The 18,346-nt window shown below is 70.0% G+C and carries 20 protein-coding genes; 16 read left to right on the top strand and 4 right to left on the bottom strand.

Annotated elements, in window-relative coordinates:
* Nucleotides 1-24: 24 nt before the first annotated feature.
* The 9 genes from hrcA (at nucleotide 25) to ACI3KX_RS12615 (ending at nucleotide 8,175) form a co-directional block, all read left to right on the top strand.
* Nucleotides 25-1,065: a heat-inducible transcriptional repressor HrcA gene (gene hrcA / locus ACI3KX_RS12655; RefSeq protein WP_404909938.1), complete on the top strand. Its 1,041-nt coding sequence runs from the start codon at nucleotides 25-27 to the stop codon at nucleotides 1,063-1,065.
* 51 nt (nucleotides 1,066-1,116) lie between these two features.
* Nucleotides 1,117-2,229, top strand: a complete 1,113-nt coding sequence (gene dnaJ / locus ACI3KX_RS12650) for a molecular chaperone DnaJ (protein WP_363357317.1) — start codon at nucleotides 1,117-1,119, stop codon at nucleotides 2,227-2,229.
* 3 nt (nucleotides 2,230-2,232) lie between these two features.
* Nucleotides 2,233-2,967 carry a 16S rRNA (uracil(1498)-N(3))-methyltransferase gene (locus ACI3KX_RS12645; RefSeq protein WP_363357318.1) on the top strand — a complete coding sequence of 245 codons (735 nt, stop codon included), beginning with the start codon at nucleotides 2,233-2,235 and terminating at the stop codon, nucleotides 2,965-2,967.
* Between the two features lie 67 nt (nucleotides 2,968-3,034).
* Nucleotides 3,035-3,382 carry an HIT domain-containing protein gene (locus ACI3KX_RS12640; protein WP_363357319.1) on the top strand — a complete coding sequence of 116 codons (348 nt, stop codon included), beginning with the start codon at nucleotides 3,035-3,037 and terminating at the stop codon, nucleotides 3,380-3,382.
* Nucleotides 3,383-3,434: 52 nt separating this feature from the next.
* Nucleotides 3,435-4,466 (top strand): PhoH family protein, encoded by a 1,032-nt coding sequence (locus tag ACI3KX_RS12635; RefSeq protein ID WP_363357638.1) that lies wholly within the window; start codon nucleotides 3,435-3,437, stop codon nucleotides 4,464-4,466.
* Nucleotides 4,463-4,933, top strand: coding sequence for an rRNA maturation RNase YbeY (ybeY, locus tag ACI3KX_RS12630; RefSeq protein ID WP_349427444.1), 471 nt, complete (start codon nucleotides 4,463-4,465; stop codon nucleotides 4,931-4,933). Before ACI3KX_RS12635 ends, ybeY begins: the two co-directional genes overlap by 4 nt.
* Nucleotides 4,930-6,279, top strand: a complete 1,350-nt coding sequence (locus ACI3KX_RS12625) for a hemolysin family protein (RefSeq protein ID WP_349427445.1) — start codon at nucleotides 4,930-4,932, stop codon at nucleotides 6,277-6,279. Before ybeY ends, ACI3KX_RS12625 begins: the two co-directional genes overlap by 4 nt.
* A 14-nt stretch (nucleotides 6,280-6,293) precedes the next feature.
* A complete protein-coding gene (era, locus tag ACI3KX_RS12620; protein ID WP_349428963.1) occupies nucleotides 6,294-7,238 on the top strand; it encodes a GTPase Era in 945 nt (314 codons plus the stop codon).
* A gap of 1 nt (nucleotide 7,239) precedes the next feature.
* On the top strand, nucleotides 7,240-8,175 hold the full coding sequence (locus tag ACI3KX_RS12615; RefSeq protein WP_404909937.1) for an NADP-dependent oxidoreductase: 936 nt from the start codon (nucleotides 7,240-7,242) through the stop codon (nucleotides 8,173-8,175).
* A 68-nt stretch (nucleotides 8,176-8,243) separates the two neighbouring features.
* Here the strand turns inward: ACI3KX_RS12615 and ACI3KX_RS12610 are convergent, their stop codons facing one another.
* Nucleotides 8,244-8,873 carry a hypothetical protein gene (locus ACI3KX_RS12610; RefSeq protein WP_349427446.1) on the bottom strand — a complete coding sequence of 210 codons (630 nt, stop codon included), beginning with the start codon at nucleotides 8,871-8,873 and terminating at the stop codon, nucleotides 8,244-8,246.
* 260 nt (nucleotides 8,874-9,133) lie between these two features.
* Here ACI3KX_RS12610 and leuA point away from each other — a divergent pair, with 260 nt between their 5' ends.
* Complete coding sequence (gene leuA / locus ACI3KX_RS12605; RefSeq protein WP_363357321.1) at nucleotides 9,134-10,894, top strand: 2-isopropylmalate synthase; 1,761 nt, start codon at nucleotides 9,134-9,136, stop codon at nucleotides 10,892-10,894.
* 81 nt (nucleotides 10,895-10,975) lie between these two features.
* Here leuA and ACI3KX_RS12600 read toward each other — a convergent pair whose 3' ends face one another.
* From ACI3KX_RS12600 to ACI3KX_RS12590, 3 genes are read right to left on the bottom strand one after another with little or no spacing between them, the layout of a single operon-like run.
* The gene (locus ACI3KX_RS12600; RefSeq protein WP_363357322.1) at nucleotides 10,976-11,662 is read right to left on the bottom strand and encodes a TRIC cation channel family protein; all 687 of its coding nucleotides are present in this window, start codon (nucleotides 11,660-11,662) and stop codon (nucleotides 10,976-10,978) included.
* Nucleotides 11,663-11,682: 20 nt separating this feature from the next.
* Nucleotides 11,683-12,327: a hypothetical protein gene (locus tag ACI3KX_RS12595; RefSeq protein WP_363357323.1), complete on the bottom strand. Its 645-nt coding sequence runs from the start codon at nucleotides 12,325-12,327 to the stop codon at nucleotides 11,683-11,685.
* On the bottom strand, nucleotides 12,324-12,791 hold the full coding sequence (locus tag ACI3KX_RS12590; RefSeq protein WP_404909936.1) for a MarR family winged helix-turn-helix transcriptional regulator: 468 nt from the start codon (nucleotides 12,789-12,791) through the stop codon (nucleotides 12,324-12,326). The genes ACI3KX_RS12595 and ACI3KX_RS12590 overlap by 4 nt, the downstream gene beginning before the upstream one ends.
* A gap of 98 nt (nucleotides 12,792-12,889) precedes the next feature.
* Between ACI3KX_RS12590 and ACI3KX_RS12585 the strand changes: the two genes are divergently transcribed.
* The 6 genes from ACI3KX_RS12585 (at nucleotide 12,890) to ACI3KX_RS12560 (ending at nucleotide 18,293) form a co-directional block, all read left to right on the top strand.
* Entirely contained in the window at nucleotides 12,890-14,113 is a 1,224-nt protein-coding gene (locus ACI3KX_RS12585; RefSeq protein WP_404909935.1) for an aminotransferase class I/II-fold pyridoxal phosphate-dependent enzyme, read from the top strand.
* A 7-nt stretch (nucleotides 14,114-14,120) separates the two neighbouring features.
* On the top strand, nucleotides 14,121-14,861 hold the full coding sequence (recO, locus tag ACI3KX_RS12580) for a DNA repair protein RecO (protein ID WP_349427452.1): 741 nt from the start codon (nucleotides 14,121-14,123) through the stop codon (nucleotides 14,859-14,861).
* Nucleotides 14,858-15,670: an isoprenyl transferase gene (locus tag ACI3KX_RS12575; RefSeq protein ID WP_363357325.1), complete on the top strand. Its 813-nt coding sequence runs from the start codon at nucleotides 14,858-14,860 to the stop codon at nucleotides 15,668-15,670. The genes recO and ACI3KX_RS12575 overlap by 4 nt, the downstream gene beginning before the upstream one ends.
* An 89-nt stretch (nucleotides 15,671-15,759) precedes the next feature.
* Entirely contained in the window at nucleotides 15,760-16,584 is an 825-nt protein-coding gene (locus ACI3KX_RS12570; RefSeq protein WP_404909934.1) for a hypothetical protein, read from the top strand.
* Nucleotides 16,584-17,567 carry a hypothetical protein gene (locus ACI3KX_RS12565; RefSeq protein ID WP_404909933.1) on the top strand — a complete coding sequence of 328 codons (984 nt, stop codon included), beginning with the start codon at nucleotides 16,584-16,586 and terminating at the stop codon, nucleotides 17,565-17,567. The genes ACI3KX_RS12570 and ACI3KX_RS12565 overlap by 1 nt, the downstream gene beginning before the upstream one ends.
* A 45-nt stretch (nucleotides 17,568-17,612) precedes the next feature.
* Nucleotides 17,613-18,293 carry a DsbA family oxidoreductase gene (locus ACI3KX_RS12560; RefSeq protein WP_349427456.1) on the top strand — a complete coding sequence of 227 codons (681 nt, stop codon included), beginning with the start codon at nucleotides 17,613-17,615 and terminating at the stop codon, nucleotides 18,291-18,293.
* Nucleotides 18,294-18,346 lie beyond the last annotated feature (53 nt).

Here is an 18,346-nt window from a genome sequence, read left to right as displayed (position 1 = left end):
CCGACAGCAGCGTGAGGAGGCGGAATGGTCAGCGAGCGAGGTCTGCAGGTACTGCGGGCGATCGTCCAGGACTACGTCGACACGCGTGAGCCGGTCGGCAGCAAGACGATCGTCGAGCGGCATGCGTTCGGCGTATCCGCGGCGACGATCCGCAACGACATGGCTCTGCTGGAAGACGAGGAGCTCATCGTCGCGCCCCACACGTCGTCGGGACGCGTGCCGACCGACAAGGGCTACCGCGTCTTCGTGGACCACCTCGCCGAGATCCGCCCGCTCTCGTCGGCGCAGCGCTCGGCCATCGCGTCCTTCCTGGACGGCTCCGGCGATCTCGACGACGTGCTCGTGCGCACCGTGCGCGCCCTCACGCAGCTCACCGGTCAGGTCGCGATCGTCCAGTACCCGTCGTTCGCCCGCGCCAACGTCACGCACGTCGAGCTGGTCCAGCTGGGCGCGGGACGGATGCTGGTGATCGTCGTCACCGACACCGGCCGCGTGTCGCAGCGGCTGACCTTCGTCGGAGAGGACTTCGACGACACCGACCTCGCGCACATCCGCGCCCGCCTCGGCACGCTGCTGGTCGGCCGGCCCGTCCGCGAGGGGCTCCAGCGCATCGCCGAGCGGCTCGAGGTGCCGGATGCGCAGGCACCCGCGCACGAGCGAGCGACGGACGAGATCATCCGCGCGGTCGCCGAAGAGCTCGAGGAGTTCCGCCAGGACAAGCTGGTGATGGCCGGCAGCGCGAACCTCGCGCGGAGCGAATCCGATTTCCGCGGCAGCATCTACCCCCTCCTCGAGGCGATCGAGGAGCAGGTGACCCTGCTGCGGCTGATGGGCGAGATGGTGGCCGACGAGCAGGGTCTCGCCGCGAGCATCGGCCGCGAGAACGAGGCGTTCGGCCTGGCCGAGGCCTCCGTCGTGGCCAGCGACTACGACGCGACGGGATCCCTCGCCCGCGTCGGTGTGCTCGGCCCGACGCGCATGGACTACCCCACGAACCTCGCGACGGTCCGTGCCGTCGCGCGCTACCTCACGCGGATGCTCGAGCAGGACGACAACTCCCGCTGACGCTGACGCGCATCATCGATTCCGCGGCGGGGCCGCGGCAGGAAGGCGAAAGTGGCTGACCACTACGAGGTCCTCGGCGTCGCACGCGACGCCACCACCGACGAGATCAAGAAGGCGTATCGCAAGCTGGCCCGACAGCTGCACCCGGATGTGAACCCCGGCGAGGACGCGTCCGAGCGGTTCAAGCTCGTGACGCACGCGTACGACGTGCTGAGCGACCCCGATCAGCGGGCCCGGTACGACATGGGCGGGAGCGAGTCGCCTTTCGGCGGCGCCGGCGGCTTCGGCGGCTTCAACGACATCTTCGAGACCTTCTTCGGCGCGGCCGGCGGCTCGCGTGGCGGGCGCCCGCGATCGCGGCGTGAGCGCGGGCAGGACGCCCTCGTACGTGTGACGCTCGAGCTCGGCGACGTCGTGTTCGGCACGCACCGCGACATCGAGGTGGACACCGCGGTGCTCTGCGAGACCTGTCAGGGATCGTGCTGCCAGCCGGGGACGAGCCCCGTCACGTGCGACATCTGCCACGGCACCGGAAACGTGCAGCGGCAGGTGCGGAGCCTTCTCGGCAACGTCGTCACGACGCAGCCCTGCAACGTGTGCCAGGGTTACGGCACCACGATTCCCTACCCCTGCGCGACCTGCCAGGGTCAGGGCCGCGTGCGCGCGCGCCGCACGGTGTCGCTCGACATCCCCGCCGGCGTCGAGACCGGCCTGCGGCTCCAGCTTCCCGGCTCGGGCGAGGTCGGCCCCGCCGGCGGCCCGAACGGCGACCTCTACATCGAGGTCACCGTCTCGCCCCACGAGGTCTTCAGCCGCGACGGCGACGACCTGCTCGCCACGCTCGAGGTGTCCATGCCCGACGCGATCCTGGGCACCACGACGACGATCGAGTCGCTCGACGGTGCGGTGGACCTCGAGGTGCGGCCGGGGGTGCAGGCCGGCGACATCCTGACGATCAAGGGTCGCGGCATCACCCCGCTGCGCGGCTCGCAGCGCGGAGACCTGAGGGTGGGCGTGCATGTCGTGACGCCCACGCGCCTGGACCACAAGGAGCGAGCCCTCATCGAGGAGTTCGCCAAGCGGACCAAGGCGCCCGCCCCGCGGCTCTCGGAGTTCCACCAGGGTCTGTTCGCCAAGCTGCGCGACCGGTTCCGGAACGCCTGACCGGTGGCCCTCCACTTCCTCCTCGACGGGCCGGCGGGTGCGCCGGGCGACGCGGTGAGCCTCACCGGGGCCGAGGCGCACCACGCCTCCAGCGTGCGGCGGGTGCGCGTCGGCGAAGAGGTGACACTCGGCGACGGCCGCGGCGCCTGGCTCACCGGCGTCGTCGAATCGGTGGCACCTCGCGAGGTCGTGGTGCGCATCCGCGAGCGGGCGGATGCCGCGCAGCCGAGTCCCCGCGTGGTGCTCGTGCAGGCGCTGGCCAAGGGCGACCGCGACGAACTGGCGGTCCAGGCGGCGACCGAGCTCGGGGTCGACGAGATCGTCCCGTGGCAGGCCGCGCGAAGCGTCTCGCGGTGGGACCTGGCGAAGGCGGCGAAGGGCCGTGCGCGCTGGGCGACGATCGTGCGCGAGGCTGCGAAGCAGGCCCATCGTGCCTGGGTCCCCGAGGTGGCGGAGCTCACCACGACCGCGGGGCTCGTGCGCCGGGCCGCGGCATCCCGCATGCTCGTGCTCGAGCCGACCGCGTCCGAGCCGCTCAGCGCCCTCGCGATGGAGTCCGGCGACGAGCGCGACGTCGTGCTCGTGGTCGGCCCGGAGGGCGGGATCGCACCCGACGAGCTCGATGCCTTCGCCGACGCCGGAGCGCGCCTGGTCCGGCTCGGCGACACCGTGCTGCGCACATCGACGGCCGGCCCGGCGGCCCTTGCGGTCGTCAGCACCGCGCTCGCACGCTGGTGAGTGGTATCGACAGTCCCATCGACCGCTCCCCGAGCCCGTCGAACGGCCCCGTCGCTAGACTTGCGGCATGAGCGAGCCGTCGATCTTCACGCGCATCCGCAACGGAGAGATCCCGTCCGAGATCATCGCAGAGACCGAGAATGCGTTCGCGATCCGCGACATCGCGCCGCAGGCGCCCCTGCACCTGCTGGTGATCACCAAGACCGAGGAGTACCGGAACGTCGTCGAGCTCGCCGCCGGCGATCCCGAGCTGATGGCAGAGCTCGTCGGCCTGGCGAACACCCTCGCCGCGGAGCATTCGGACGGGGACTTCCGCCTCGTGTTCAACACCGGCCCGAACGCGGGCCAGACCATCTTCCACGTGCACGCCCATGTGCTCGCGGGAGGCCTCGAAGAGAAGAGTGTCGGTGCCTGATCAAGACGGTCATGAGACCGTGAGCGACCGCGTCTACGCGGATGGGGTCGCGATGGTGCAGCTGCTGGGTCCCCAGGATCGCCTGCTGCGGGTCGTCGAACGGGAGCACCCCGGTGTCGACGTGCATGTGCGCGGCAACGAGATCACGCTCACGGGCGAGGCCGACGCCGTCGCCGCGGCGCGGTCGCTCGTCGACGAGCTGCTGGCGATGACGAAGGCGGGGCACGCGCTCGGCGAGGCGGACGTCACCTCGTCGAACCGCATCCTGCGCACGGAGGGCGGTCCGCGGCCGTCCGAGGTCCTCGGCGAGGCGATCCTCTCGTCCCGCGGCCGGGTCATCCGCCCGAAGACGCTGGGCCAGAAGGCGTACGTCGACGCGATCGAGGAGAACACGATCGTGTTCGGCATCGGTCCGGCCGGAACCGGCAAGACCTACCTGGCGATGGCAAAGGCCGTTCAGGCGCTGCAGCGCAAGGAGGTCAGCCGCATCATCCTGACGCGTCCCGCGGTCGAGGCGGGGGAGCGGCTCGGGTTCCTCCCCGGCACGCTCACCGACAAGATCGACCCGTACCTGCGGCCGCTGTACGACGCGCTGAACGAGATGATGGACCCCGAGCTGGTGCCCAAGCTGATGGCGACGGGCACCATCGAGGTGGCGCCGCTGGCGTACATGCGCGGACGCACGCTGAACGACTCGTTCGTCGTGCTCGACGAGGCCCAGAACACCACGCCCGAGCAGATGAAGATGTTCCTCACCCGGCTCGGCTTCGGCACGCGCATGGTGGTCACCGGTGACATCACGCAGATCGATCTGCCGCAGGGGTCATCGGGACTGCGCCTCGTGACCCGCGTGCTGGGCGACATCGACGACATCCACTTCGCTTACCTCACGAGCGACGACGTGGTGCGGCACACGCTCGTGGGACGGATCGTCGACGCTTACACCGTGTACGACGAGCACCGCCTCGCGGCACGACGGGAGCGGGACGAGGCATCCGAGTTCGCCAACCGCGCGGAGCGCCGCGCCGCCGTACCGCGCACCGGCGGACCCCGTGACCACCTTCCGAAGCGAGGACGCTCATGACCATCGAGATCGGCAACGAATCCGGGATCGCCGTCGACGAGACGGTGCTGCTGCGGCTGATGGAGCACAACTTCGCGGAGCTGCACGTGAGCCCCGACGCCGACGTCGCGATCCTCCTCGTCGACGAGGGCGCGATGGAAGCGCTGCACGTGCAGTGGATGGACGAGCCCGGTCCCACCGACGTCCTCAGCTTCCCCATGGACGAGCTCCGCCCGGGCACGGAGGACGCCCCGACGCCCCCCGGACTCCTCGGCGACATCGTGCTGTGCCCGCAGGTCGCCGAGGCGCAGGCGGTGGCGGCGAAGCACTCGACGCTCGACGAGCTGATCCTCCTCACGACGCACGGCCTGCTGCACCTTCTCGGCTTCGACCACGCCGAGCCGGAGGAGGAGCGCGAGATGTTCGGACTGCAGCGGGAGCTCATCACCTCGTTCCAGGCGTCCGAGCGCCGACGACCGCGCGCATGACCGCTGCCCTCCTTCTCGTCGCGGCGGCGCTGCTGCTCGCGTTCGGCGCCCTGATGGTCGCCATCGACGCGGCGCTCAGCGTCACCTCGCGCGCCGATCTCGCCGAACTCGCCGCAGGGGACCGCAATGCGGAACCGCTGCGCAGGATCGCGGCCGACCCCGACGCCCACGCCAACGCGGTGATCTTCATCCGCGTCCTCGCCGAGACGACCGCGGCGGTGCTCGTGACGGTCGCGTTCACCGACCTCTTCAACAACATCTGGTGGGCGATGCTCGCCGCGGCGCTCCTGATGACGGGAGTGTCGTACGTCATCGTGGGCGCGAGCCCGCGCACCGTCGGCAGGCTCCACGCCAAGGCGCTCCTGCGCGGTGCCGCGCCGGTCATCCGCGGCGTGCGCATCATCCTGGGTCCGCTCGCCCACGGCCTCGTCGCACTCGGCACCCGCATCACGCCCGGTGCCTCTCGCGGGTCCTCGTTCGCGTCCGAGGAGCAGCTGCTCAGCATCATCGACGAGGCCGCCGAGAATGAGCTCATCGAGCAGGACGACCGTGAGCTCATCCACTCGGTCTTCGACTTCACCGACACCTTCGTGCGGGCCGTCATGGTGCCGCGCACCGACATGGTCACCGTCGATGCCTCGGCATCCACGCGCGAGGCGATGTCGATCTTCCTCGAGAAGGGCGTGTCGCGCGTTCCCATCGTCGACGACGACGCCGACGACGTCGTGGGGGTGCTCTACCTCAAGGACCTCGTGCAGTTCGCCTTCCGCGACGAGTCGGGGTGGCGCGATGCCCCGATCAGTCGCATCGCCCGGCCGGCGGTCTTCGTCCCCGAGTCGATGAAGGCCGAGACCCTGCTGCAGCAGATGAAGCGCGACGCCGTGCACGTGTGCCTCGTCGTCGACGAGTACGGCGGCGTGTCGGGGCTCGTGACCCTGGAGGACCTCATCGAGGAGCTCGTCGGCGAGATCTCCGACGAGTACGACCCCCGTGCCGAGGAGGTCACCGAGCTCGAGCCCGGTCACTACCGGGTGAGCGCACGCCTCGGACTCGACGAGGTCGGGGACCTCTTCGGCCTCGATCTGGAGGACGAGGACGTCGACTCGATCGGCGGGCTCCTCGGCAAGGCGCTGGGCCGCGTGCCGCAGCCCGGCGCGACCGCAGAGTACGCCGGACTCGTGCTCACCGGAGGCGCGTCGCGCGGACGCGGACGCGGGATCTCGACGGTGTTCGTCGAACGCGGCGCACCCACCCTGGACATGGGCCGGCCGCGCACCGGCGAGATCCGCATTCCGAGCCCTCGCACCGGCGAGGTACGGCTGCCCAAGAAGGAAGACACCCCATGACCGACAACGACGCCATGCCGGCTTCCGAACCCGCCGCCGTCCCCGCCTCTGCCCAGGCCTCAGGGCCCGCCGACGGGCGTTCCGGCTTCGTCACCTTCGTCGGCCGCCCGAACGTCGGCAAGTCCACCCTCACGAACGCCCTCGTCGGCGAGAAGGTCGCCATCACCAGCGACAAGCCGCAGACCACGCGGCGCGCGATCCGCGGCATCGTGAACCGCCCCGGCGGCCAGCTGGTGATCGTCGACACCCCGGGCCTCCACAAGCCCCGCACCCTCCTCGGGCAGCGTCTGAACGACCTCGTCGAGCAGGTGCTGGGCGATGTCGACGTGATCGGCTTCTGTGTTCCCGCGACAGAGAAGGTCGGCCCCGGCGACCGCCGCATCGCCGAGTCGCTGGGCGGCTACGGCCGGGCGAAGAAGGTCGCGATCGTCACCAAGACGGATGCCGCGTCCCGCGACCAGATCACCGAGAGGCTGATCGAGGTCGACCAGCTGCGCGAGGACTGGGCCGCTGTCATTCCGCTCTCCGCACTCACCCGCGATCAGCTCGACGTGCTGACCGACGAACTGCTCGCACTCATGCCGAAGGGCCCCGCGCTCTACCCCGACGGCGTCGTCACTGACGAGTCGACCGAAGACCGCATCGCCGAGATCATCCGCGAGGCGGCGCTCGAGGGTGTGCGCGATGAGCTGCCGCACTCCATCGCCGTCACGATCGAGGACATCTCCGAGCGCGACACCGGGTCGATGACCGACATCCATGCGAACCTCATCGTCGAGCGCGACAGTCAGAAGGCGATCATCATCGGCCACAAGGGCTCACGCCTGCGCGACGTCGGCGCGCGTGCCCGCGCGCAGATCGAGCCGCTGGTCGGCACGCAGGTCTTCCTGAAACTGCACGTGCGCGTCGCGAAGGAATGGCAGCGCGACCCGAAGCAGCTGGGCAGGCTCGGCTTCTGACATGGCGCGACGGTGGATCGCCCCGACGTGGGGGAGTCCAGACGGGTGGGAGTTCGTCACAAGCGACGTGCCCGCGCCCCGCACCGGCGAGGTGACGCTCCGCGTGCATGCCGCCGGCGTCAATCCGGCCGACTACAAGCACGTCGCGGTCAAGCGGCCCGGCCTCACACCGCCCATCCCCATCGGCTACGAGGTGTCGGGGGTGGTCACCGCGATCGGTCCCGATACGCGTATCGTCTCGGGCGACGTACGCGTGGGTGATGAGGTCGTCGCGTTCCGGGTGCAGGGCGGGTACGCCACCGAGCTCACGGTGGCGGCGACCAAGGTGCTCGCCAAGCCGCCGACCCTCGCCCACGAGGCGGCCGCGAACCTCCTGCTGGCCGGCTCGACGGCATCCGAGATGCTCCATGTCACCAGGGTGAGCGCGGGCGACACCGTGGTGCTGCACGGCGCCTCCGGAGGCGTCGGCGTCAGCGTCCTCCAGCAGGCTCGTCTGCTCGGTGTCCACGTGGTCGGCACGGCTCGTCCGTCGAGCTTCGACCGCGTCCGTCGCTACGGCGGCCTCCCCGTGGCCTACGGCCGGGGAGTCGTCGAGAGGATCCGAGATGCCGCGCCCACCGCCGTCGTGGCGGCCCTCGACGCCGTGGGCACCGACGAGGCCGTCGACGCCTCGCTCGCCCTCGTCAACGATCCCGCGCGGATCGTGACCATCGCGGCGGCTCAGCGGGCAGCCGCCGAGGGCATGACGGCGATAGCCGGATCGCGGCCCGACAGCTCGGCCTACAGGGACAGCGTCAGAGCGGAGCTCCTCGCGCTGGCCGGCAGCGGGCGGCTCGAGGTACCCGTCGCGCGCACATATCCGCTCGCCGAGGCGCGAGAGGCCCTTAGGTTCCTCGCTGAAGGGCATCCCGGAGGAAAGATCGCCCTTCTGCCCTGACCAGACCGCGACCCGAAGCAGCGGCCTGCTCGGGTTCTGACAGCCCGACGCCTGTTGTGATGACGGGTTCAGCCGCCCGTCGGCGTCATCGCCGACCGGATGACGACGGTGTCGTCGCCGAACTCCGCGTTCGCGGCATCCTGCCAGCTGCCGTCGTCCCAGACGACGTCGACCCAGAGCCACCCGTCCTGCGGGTGGGAGCTCAAGTATGCGTCGCCGAGGCGGTCGGGGAGCTCCTCCTGGATGGCGGTGAGCGTCGCCTCGTCGCCCGCTCCCGGCTCGCCGCCGGTCGGGTCTTCGGGCCGGATCGGGTCGTACAGAGCGAGCTGGATCGGCGGCTGGGTCATGGTGAATGACGTGCCGTCGTATGCGCCGCGCACGGCATAGGCGCCCCAGGTCACGTCGCCCGACGACTCGGCACCCTCGACGCCGTCCCAGGTCCAGTCCTCGAGCGGGATCCCCGTGCACTGCGGCGGATACGACTCCGCCACCGGACCCAGACAGAGCTGCACCTCGCCGGCGGTGTCCAGCACGGTGCCGGTCGTCGTGACCTCGCCCTCGGGCGGCACCGGTGTGATCGCCCCGAGGGCGGCAGGCGGGGGAGTGCTCGCAGGATCCGCGCCCGCGCACGCGACGGCGACGAGCCCGACGAGGACGGCGGTGGCAGCGGTGCCGAGCGGGCGGCGGAGACCTCTCATACCTCGATGGTGTCGCGCGCAGCCCGATCGTCTCAGAAGCGGATGCCGCGGCACGCGTGTCCGGGCGGTTCGCGCTGCGCGCAGAACCGGGTGTAGCCTGGTGCCATGCGCTTCGGCCGGCTTCTCCTTCTTAGCCGCCGCGACGAGACCTCGTTCTAGGGCCTTCCTCGTCGCGGAGCTTTCGCCTGGCCCGCATCATCAGGCATCGAGCCACCCCGATCGGGTTGACGGCTCGAGACAGACGAGAGAAGCGATCGATCATGAAGAACAATCAGAAGCCTTCGGGCATGCCGGTTCACAAGTATCTGCCGTTCCACGAGCAGTTCACCGTCGAACTGCCGGACCGCACCTGGCCGGACCGGCGCATCACGACGGCACCCCGCTGGTGCGCGGTCGATCTGCGCGACGGCAACCAGGCGCTCATCGACCCGATGAGCCCCGAGCGCAAGCGGGTCATGTTCGACCTCCTGGTGCGCATGGGCTACAAGGAGATCGAGGTCGGCTTCCCCTCCGCGAGCCAGACGGACTTCGACTTCGTGCGTCAGCTCATCGAAGAGGACCTCATCCCCGACGACGTGACGATCCAGGTGCTGACGCAGGCGCGTGCGCACCTCATCGAGCGGACCTACGAGTCGATCGCCGGCGCGAAGCAGGCGATCGTGCACCTGTACAACTCGACCAGCGTGCTGCAGCGCGAGGTCGTGTTCCGCACCGACGAGCAGGGCATCATCGACATCGCGCTCGAGGGTGCGCGGCTGTGCCGCGAGTTCGAGAAGCGCATCCCTGAGACGCAGGTGTTCTACGAGTACTCGCCCGAGAGCTACACCGGCACCGAGCTCGAGTTCGCTGTCGACGTGTGCAACCAGGTCATCGAGATCTTCGAGCCCACGCCCGAACGCAAGGTCATCATCAACCTGCCGGCGACAGTCGAGATGGCGACTCCGAACGTCTACGCCGACTCCATCGAGTGGATGAGCCGTCGGCTCGCGCACCGCGAGAACGTGATCCTCTCGCTGCACCCCCACAACGACCGCGGCACCGCCATCGCCGCGGCGGAGCTCGGCTACATGGCCGGCGCCGATCGCATCGAGGGCTGCCTGTTCGGCAACGGTGAGCGCACCGGAAACGTCGACCTGGTCGCGCTCGGCATCAACCTGCTCACGCAGGGCATCGATCCGCAGATCGACTTCAGCGACATCGACCAGGTCAAGCGCACGGTCGAGTACTGCAACCAGCTGCCGGTGCACGAGCGCAGCCCGTGGGCGGGCGACCTGGTGTTCACGGCCTTCAGCGGATCGCACCAGGACGCGATCAAGAAGGGCTTCGAGGCGATGGAGGCCCGCGCTGCGGCAGCCGGCGTCACCGTCGACGAGATCGACTGGGCCGTGCCGTACCTGCCCATCGACCCCAAGGACCTGGGCCGCTCCTACGAGGCCGTCATCCGCGTCAACTCGCAGTCGGGCAAGGGCGGCGTCGCCTACCTGCTCAAGACCGACCACTCGCTCGACCTGCCGCGCAAGCTGCAGATCGACTTCTCCGGTGTGGTGCAGGCCAAGACCGATGCCGAGGGCGGCGAGGTCACCAGCGACCAGATCTGGAAGATCTTCACGGACGAGTACCTGCCGTCGGAGGTCGCCGACGAGCGCTGGGGCCGCTTCGAGCTGCTGGCGACGAGCACGCGCAGCGACCTGTCGGGCGATGTCGCCCTCGACATCACGCTGCGTGACGGCGACGAGCGCTTCGAGGCCTCCGGCCGCGGCAACGGCCCCGTGGCGGCGTTCCTCGAGATCGTCCGCGCGCAGGGGTTCGACGTCACGCTGTACGACTACGTCGAGCACGCCCTCAGCGCCGGCGGCGACGCCCAGGCCGCCGCGTACATCGAACTTCAGGTCGATGGCGAGCGCCTGTGGGGCGTCGGCATCGACTCTGACATCTCGACCGCATCGCTCAAAGCGATCGTGTCGGGCGTGAACCGCGCCATCCGCACGCGGGAGCGCTCAGGGGCCCTCGCGGCCGTCTGAGCGCGAACCGTCGACGGGTGTGCGCGGGTGATCCCCGCGCGCGCCCGTCGGTGTGCGTCCGCGCGGCGGTGAGCCGGTCGATCAGGGCTTGACGATCGGGATCGTCGATGTCTCGACGGCGACCTTGCGGCGATACAGGGCGCGCTGCTCCGGCAGCGAGATGTCGAAGATCACCGCGAGCAGCCGGATCACGGTGGTGACCGCGATACCCACGATCGCCGCGATCACCAGATCGAGCCCGAGTGCGTTCGCGACGGCGAGGACGAGGCACCCCACTCCGGCGGCGACCGCGTACAGCGAGCCGACGTGCATGATCGCCACCGGGAGGCCCATGATCATGTCGCGCAGGATGCCGCCGCCGACAGCCGCGCACACGCCGACGAAGACGGCCGGAACGAGGGGCAGGCCGAGCGCGAGCGCCTTGCTGGTGCCGAAGGCTCCGAACAGGCCGATGACCAGGGCGTCGAGGCCGACGATGACGGCGTTGAGTCTCTGGAAGAGACCGGCGAGCAGCATCCCGAGCAATGCCGCGCCGGTGGCCGTCAGCAGGTACCAGTTGCTCTGCAGCGTGACCGGCGTGACGTTGAGCAGCAGGTCGCGGATGAGGCCGCCGCCCATCCCGACGACGATCCCGATGATCGCGACTCCGAGCAGGTCGAGTCGGCGCTGCCCGCGGAACCCCGAGGCGAACAGGGCGCCCTGGATCCCGCCGAGTCCGACGGCGGTGAGGTCCGCCCACAGCGGGATCACGAAGATCGGCTCGTCCACCCCTCCATTCTCGGGGCGCGTCATGGGATGTGCGTGCGCACCGCCGTCATGAACCCGTCCAGGTCATCGACCCAGAGCCGGACAGCGTCGACCTCGGCGACGGTGTCGCCGAGGCGCACGGCCACCGGACGCTCGAGGATGACGAGGACGTTGGTCTCGTCCTGCATACGCAGGGCAAGGGTGCGTCCGTGCGGCTCGTCGCGGATCTTCGGAGCCTTCTCGAGCACATCCCGGGACTTCTCGACGCTCGCCACGGCCGCCCACGGCAGGTCGATGTCGACCTCGGCGCCGGAGCGGGCTCGGATGCCTTCAGGACCGACGGCGTGCGGACGGGTGAGGAAGCCCAGCAGGAGGCCGATCATCCACGTCACGCCCCAGATGCCGGCGGCGAGGAGGGGGATGCGCACCCACGGCCAGTCGTGGACGATCAGGTCGACGATCGGAATCTCGATCGCCGAGAGGACGATGAAGATCACGAGGATCGTCAGCACGGGGGAGTGGTACGAGAAGCCGGATGCCCCGCGCGGGACCCGCGGGCGGCGGAACAGCCAGCGGTAGAGGCTCTTCCACACGCCGATCTCGGCGCGCCACGCGGCGCGCGCCAGCTTCGCGATCCGCGCCCGGAGCGAAGTGCGCGACACGGGCGTCGACGTGACGTCGGTCATGCGTGATCCTCCCGCTCGCGCTGTGCCCCCTCGTGCTCGGCGATCAGGTGCTCGAGCCGGCCGCGCACGTGGTCGATGCCGCGGACCAGCGCGTCGACGGTTGCGGCGTCGAGGCCCTCGACGAGGGCGGCACCGAGCTCGGTGTGCTCGCGGTCCATCGCCTCCATGAGCGCGCGCCCGCGATCGGTCAGGTGGACCAGCACCGCGCGCCGGTCGGTGGGGTGGGGCTCGCGCCGCGCGAAGCCCGTCGCGTCGAGGGCGTCGACGAGCGTCGTGATGTGGCGCGGAGTCACGTCGAGCGCCTCGGCGAGCTGCACCTGCGTGGCGGGCCCGCCGTGATGGAGCACCCACAGCAGATGCGTGCGTGGCGCGGTGAGCCCCCGGCGGTCGAGCTCGCGCTCCTGATCGGCCTGGAGGACCTGCGTCAGCGCCAGCAGCGAATCCAACACGTGTGTTCCCGACATAGTGTACAGACTACATGATGTCGTCGGGTGTTGACCGCGACCACGGGTGTTGGGATCCTTGCGGGGGGCTCACGCGGCACTGGGGAGAGGTGATGGCGATGGCGATGTCCGATCGCGCAACACGGGCGAAGGCGACGGTCGACGTCGTGACGGCGTACTTCGCACAAATCCAGGCGACGGCCGACGACCCGGACGCTCTCGACTTCACCTTCGGCAACCCGCACGAGCTGGCCCTTCCGGGGCTGACGGCGGCGATTCAGGCGCAGGTCGAGCCGCGGTCGGTGGACTGGTTCGCCTACAAGACGAGCGAGGGGGTTGCCCAGGAGACGATCGCAGCGGGCCTGCGCACCGAACTCGCCCTCGAATTCGAGCCCGACGACATAGCGATGACCCAGGGCGCTTTCGGCGCGCTCTCGCTGGCGTTCGCGCTGCTGGCGGACGCGGGCGACGAGGTCGTCATCCCCGTGCCCGGATGGTTCTGCTACGAGCCGATGCTCCAGGCCGCGAACCTCATCCCCGTCCGTGCCCCGCTCGATCCCGAGACGTTCGATCTCGACATCGACGCGATCTCCCGTGCGATCGGCCCGCGCACGCGGCTCGTCGTCGTCAACTCCCCGGCCAACCCGACCGGGCGCGTCTACTCGCGGGACACATGGCAGGCGCTCGCGGACGTGCTCGAACAGGCCTCACGCACGCACGGTCGCCGCATCTGGCTCATATCGGACGAGCCGTATCGTCGCATCCGATTCGACGGCATCCACTTCGCGAGCCCCGCCGGCTCGTACCCGTGGACCGTCATCGCCTACAGCTACGGCAAGGTGCTGCTAGCACCGGGGCAGCGCCTCGGTTACCTCGCGCTCTCGCCGCTCATCCCGCCGGCCGAACGGGACGAACTGCGCGCCGCGCTCTTTCCCCTGGGACTCGCGATCGGATGGGGATTCCCCGACGCCGTCATGCAGTACTCCGTGCCGGCGCTCGAGTCGGTGTCGCTCGACATGGCCGAACTCGCCCGGAAGCGAGATCGGCTGTTCGGCGCGCTCACCGACGCGGGCGTGCGCGTCACCCGCCCCGAGGGCACCTTCTACCTGTGGGGCGAAGCGCCGGGCGGCGACGCGGCAGTCTTCTGCGATGCCCTCGCTGCGCGCGGGATCTACGTGATGCCCGGGACGCTCTTCGACCAGCCGCGCCACTTCCGGATGTCGCTCACCGCCACCATGGAGACCATCGACCGGGCGCTGCCGGATCTCACGGAGGTCGCCGCGGCCCTCAGCACCACGGCGGCCGGGGCGTCAGCGCCCGCGCCGGGGAGACGGCATCCATAATTGACGGGTGCCCACCTACCGCGATGAAGTCGTGGTCCTGCGCACCCACAAGCTGGGGGAAGCCGACAGGATCGTGACGATGCTCAGCCGTCGCCACGGCAAGCTGCGCGCGGTCGCCAAGGGGGTGCGTCGCACCTCGTCGCGGTTCGGCGCGCGGCTCGAGCCGTTCATGGTCGCCGATGTGCAGCTGTACCAGGGCCGGTCGCTCGACATCGTGCAGCAGGCCGAGTCGCTGGGCTCCTACGGCGCCGAGATCGTCGCGCACTACGACCGCTACACCTCGGCTCACGCGATGGTGGAGGCCGCCGACCGGCTGAACGAGGCCGAGGCGACGCCGCAGCAGTATCTGCTCCTCGTCGGCGGGCTGCGCGCGCTCTCGCGCGGCGAGCACGCCTCGCGCAGCGTTCTCGACTCGTACCTCCTCCGCGCGATGGCGCTCTCGGGGTGGGCGCCCGGACTCGGCGAGTGCGCCCGGTGCGGACGCAGCGGCCCGCACGACACGTTCGTCGCACAGCAGGGCGGCATCATCTGCCGCGACTGCGCCCCGACGGGTGCGGCTCGCGTGGACGCCGCGACCGTTTCGCTTCTCCAGTCGCTCATGGCGGGTGAGTGGGACATCGTGGATGCCGCATCCGCCGGCTCGACGGCGGCCGCGTCGGGGCTCATTGCGGCCTACGCCCAGTGGCACCTGGAGCGCGGCATCCGTTCGCTCTCGCACGTCTCAGCCCCGCAGGAAGGCAGCCGGTGACCCCGAAGCCCTACACGCACCGCGATGCGGTGCCGTATCGCCCGCTGGACTGGACCGGTGTCCACCCGCCCGCGTATCCGCGGGGGGCGGTGCCGAATCACGTGGCGATCGTGATGGACGGCAACGGCCGCTGGGCGAACCGCCGGGGTCTCACCCGCATCGAGGGGCACAAGGCCGGCGAGGCCGCGCTCCTCGATGTCGTCGCCGGCGCGATCCAGGCCGGCGTCAAGCACCTGTCGGTGTACGCGTTCTCCACTGAGAACTGGTCGCGCTCGCCCGAAGAGGTGCGCTTCCTCATGGGGTACAACCGCGACGTGCTGCATCGTCGGCGCGACCAGCTCAACGAGTGGGGCGTGCGGATCCAGTGGGCAGGACGCAAGCCGCGACTGTGGTCGAGCGTGATCAAGGAGCTGCAGTTCGCGGAGCGGCTCACTGCGGGCAACGACGTACTGACCCTGACCATGTGCGTCAACTACGGCGGACGGATCGAGCTCGTCGACGCGATGCGCTCCATCGCCGACGACGTCGCGGCCGGCAGGCTCAAGCCGTCCGCCGTGTCGGAGAAGCTCATCCAGCGCCGGCTCTATCGTCCCGACATGCCGGACGTCGACCTGTTCCTGCGCTCCAGCGGCGAGCAGCGCACCTCGAACTTCCTGCTGTGGGAGTCGGCCTACGCCGAGTTCGTCTTCCTCGACACGCTGTGGCCGGACTTCTCGCGGGAGGACCTGTGGCACGGCATCGATGTGTACCTCGGTCGCCATCGGCGCTTCGGCGGAGCGGTCGATACGCCGGACGCGTCCGCCTCCTGAGCCCGCGCGCATCGACGGGGGTATCCAGCGCGCCCCAGCGCCCTCATCATTGACGTGAGCCGCGTACGCGGCCGGTCAGGAGGCGCATCGTGGCGCTGTCACGACCTGGGGTCGGCATCGCGACCCTGAGCATCGCGGTCCTGCTCGCCATCGTGGGCTGCGCCGGCCCCGCGACGCAGACGGATGCCGGGCGCACGGTGTCGGCGAGCCCCTCACCTTCGCCCACTGAGACGGACGACGGGGAGAACGGGACGCCCGATCCGGACGGGGAAGAGGATCCTGCTCAGGACCGGGTCCGGACCGGACCCGTCGCGCAGTACGGTGGTCCCGCCTACGGCGACCAAGGCGTGGCCGAGGTCGTCGAAGCGGGCGTATGGTGCAAGACCATCGCGGTGTTCTGGGGCGGAACGGTTCCCGAGGGCGTGCGGTTCACGTTCCAGCACGCCGTCACCGATCGCGGCGGACTCCAGGTCGAAGGCGGGGTGTGCGGGTCGCGCGGCGCCGATCGCTCCTGTCTGGGGATGACCGTCGGCGCCGACGACTCCCAGCTCACCTGCAGCCTCGTGCTGCGTCCCGATGCGAGCTTCCAGGACGGCACGTCGATCCGGTTCGAGGGCACGCTCGAGTGTCCGACATCGGAGATCTGCGACATCGTCGTGGCCCGCGACGTCCAGCCCGGGCCGGCCATCGTCGTCGTAGACCCCGAGGGAGAGGGGGAGGACGAGCAGCAGCAGGATCAGGACCAGCAGGATCAGGACCAGCAGGATCAGGACCAGCAGGATCAGGACCAGCAGGATCAGGACCAGCAGGATCAGGACCAGCAGGATCAGGACCAGCAGGATCAGGACCAGCAGGACCAACAGGACCAGCAGGACCAGCAGGACCAGCAGGACCAGGGCGAGGGACAGGCCTGATGGCCAGGCGCTCTCGCACCGTTCAGAGCCGCACGGCTGCGGGGGACGCACCCGAAGCGGAGCCCTCGCCGCCACCCGACGAGCCGTCTACGGTCGAACCCGGCCTCGGCTTCGAGAAGTGGATGGGGTTCCTGTCGTCGTTCGTCGCCCCGCTGACGCTCGTCACGGCGCTGCTCTTCTACTTCGGCTACGTGTCCACGCGTGAGTTCTTCCGCTACTTCGGTGTCGACGTCGACATCATCGGCCTGAGCACGCAGGAGTTCGTCATGCGCAGCCCCGGGGCGCTCTTCATCCCTGTCATGGTGCTCATGCTGCTGGCCGCGGGGGCGATCGTCGGCCATCGCGTGCTGCGGCGTCGGCTCGGCGAGCGACCACGGACCACCCAGCGGCGTGTCATCGCCGCCATCGCATGGACGGGGATCGGCTTCCTGCTCGCCGGCCTCGTATCGGCCTTCCTCCTGCCCATCCTCGGCGACTGGGTGTGGGGCCAGCTGCTCACCCCTCTGTTCCTCGCCCTCGGCGCTGGGCTCACGGCCTACGCCGCATCGACCGTGCGCGCCCTCGGCGGCGCAAACGTGAGCCGCGCGGTGGTCGTGCTCCTCGTGCTCGTGATGGTCGCCGGCACCTTCTGGTCGACGGCGACCGTCGCCCAGTGGTGGGGGCTCGGCCAGGCGCGCTCGCTCGCCTCCGATCTGAGCACCCTTCCAGCCGTGGTCCTGGACACCACAGAGCGGCTGTACCCGGGCAACGATGACATCTCGTTCCAGCAGCTGGGCGACGGGTCTCCCACCGAGGGCGACGCGGGTGCGGCGGCCACGTTCGGCTACCGCTACTTCGGCCTCCGTCTCCTGGCGCAGGGTGGGGGCAGGCTGTATCTCGTGCCAGACGCGTGGTCTCCGGATGCCTCGACGATCGTGGTGCCGTACGACGACGTCCGCGTCAGGTTCCGGTTCATTCCCGACGCCGACCCGCCCACGTCATGATTATCCGCAGGAATAGACGATCGCGCCCATGCGGTTGTCTTCAGCATGACGGACGCCATCAAGATCGACGTGTGGAGCGACATCGCCTGCCCCTGGTGCTACATCGGCAAGCGCAACCTCGAGAACGGGCTGGCCGCGGCATCCGCGGATGACGACGCCCCCGCCGTGGAGGTGACGTTCCACTCGTTCGAGCTGTCGCCCGACACGCCCGTCGACTTCGAGGGCGATGAACTCGACTTCCTCGCGAAGCACAAGGGGATGCCCCGCGAGCAGGTGCAGCAGATGCTCGAGCGCGTCACGGGCGTCGCCGCCGATGCGGGGCTGGAGTATCGTTTCGACCTCCTCAAGCACACCAACACCGTCAAGGCCCACGAACTGCTCCACTTCGCGAAGGAGCAGGGACGGCAGCACGAGCTCGCCGAGCGACTCATGGCGGCGTACTTCACCGAGGGCCGGCACCTCGGGCGCGAGGACGAACTCGTCGACCTGGCCACGGATGCCGGCCTCGACGCCGACGCCGCGCGTGAGGCCCTGCAGAGCGGCCGCTACCTGGATGCCGTCCGCGCCGACCAGGCGCAGGCAACGGCGTACGGCATCAACGGTGTGCCGTTCTTCGTGATCGACGGCAAGTACGGCGTGTCGGGCGCGCAGCCCGCTGAGGCGTTCGCGCAGATCGTCCGCCAGGTCTGGTCCGAGCACCGCGAGCCCGCGGGCGTCGACGCCTGACCTCATGCGCACCGGAACGGGCCCGCCGCGAATCATCGCGACGGGCCCGTTCG

The sequence above is a fragment of the Microbacterium sp. ZW CA_36 genome (assembly GCF_044987475.1).
Taxonomy (GTDB): domain Bacteria; phylum Actinomycetota; class Actinomycetes; order Actinomycetales; family Microbacteriaceae; genus Microbacterium.
Note: the sequence above shows the minus strand (reverse complement) of the source record. Positions and strands in the feature narration are given on the sequence as shown.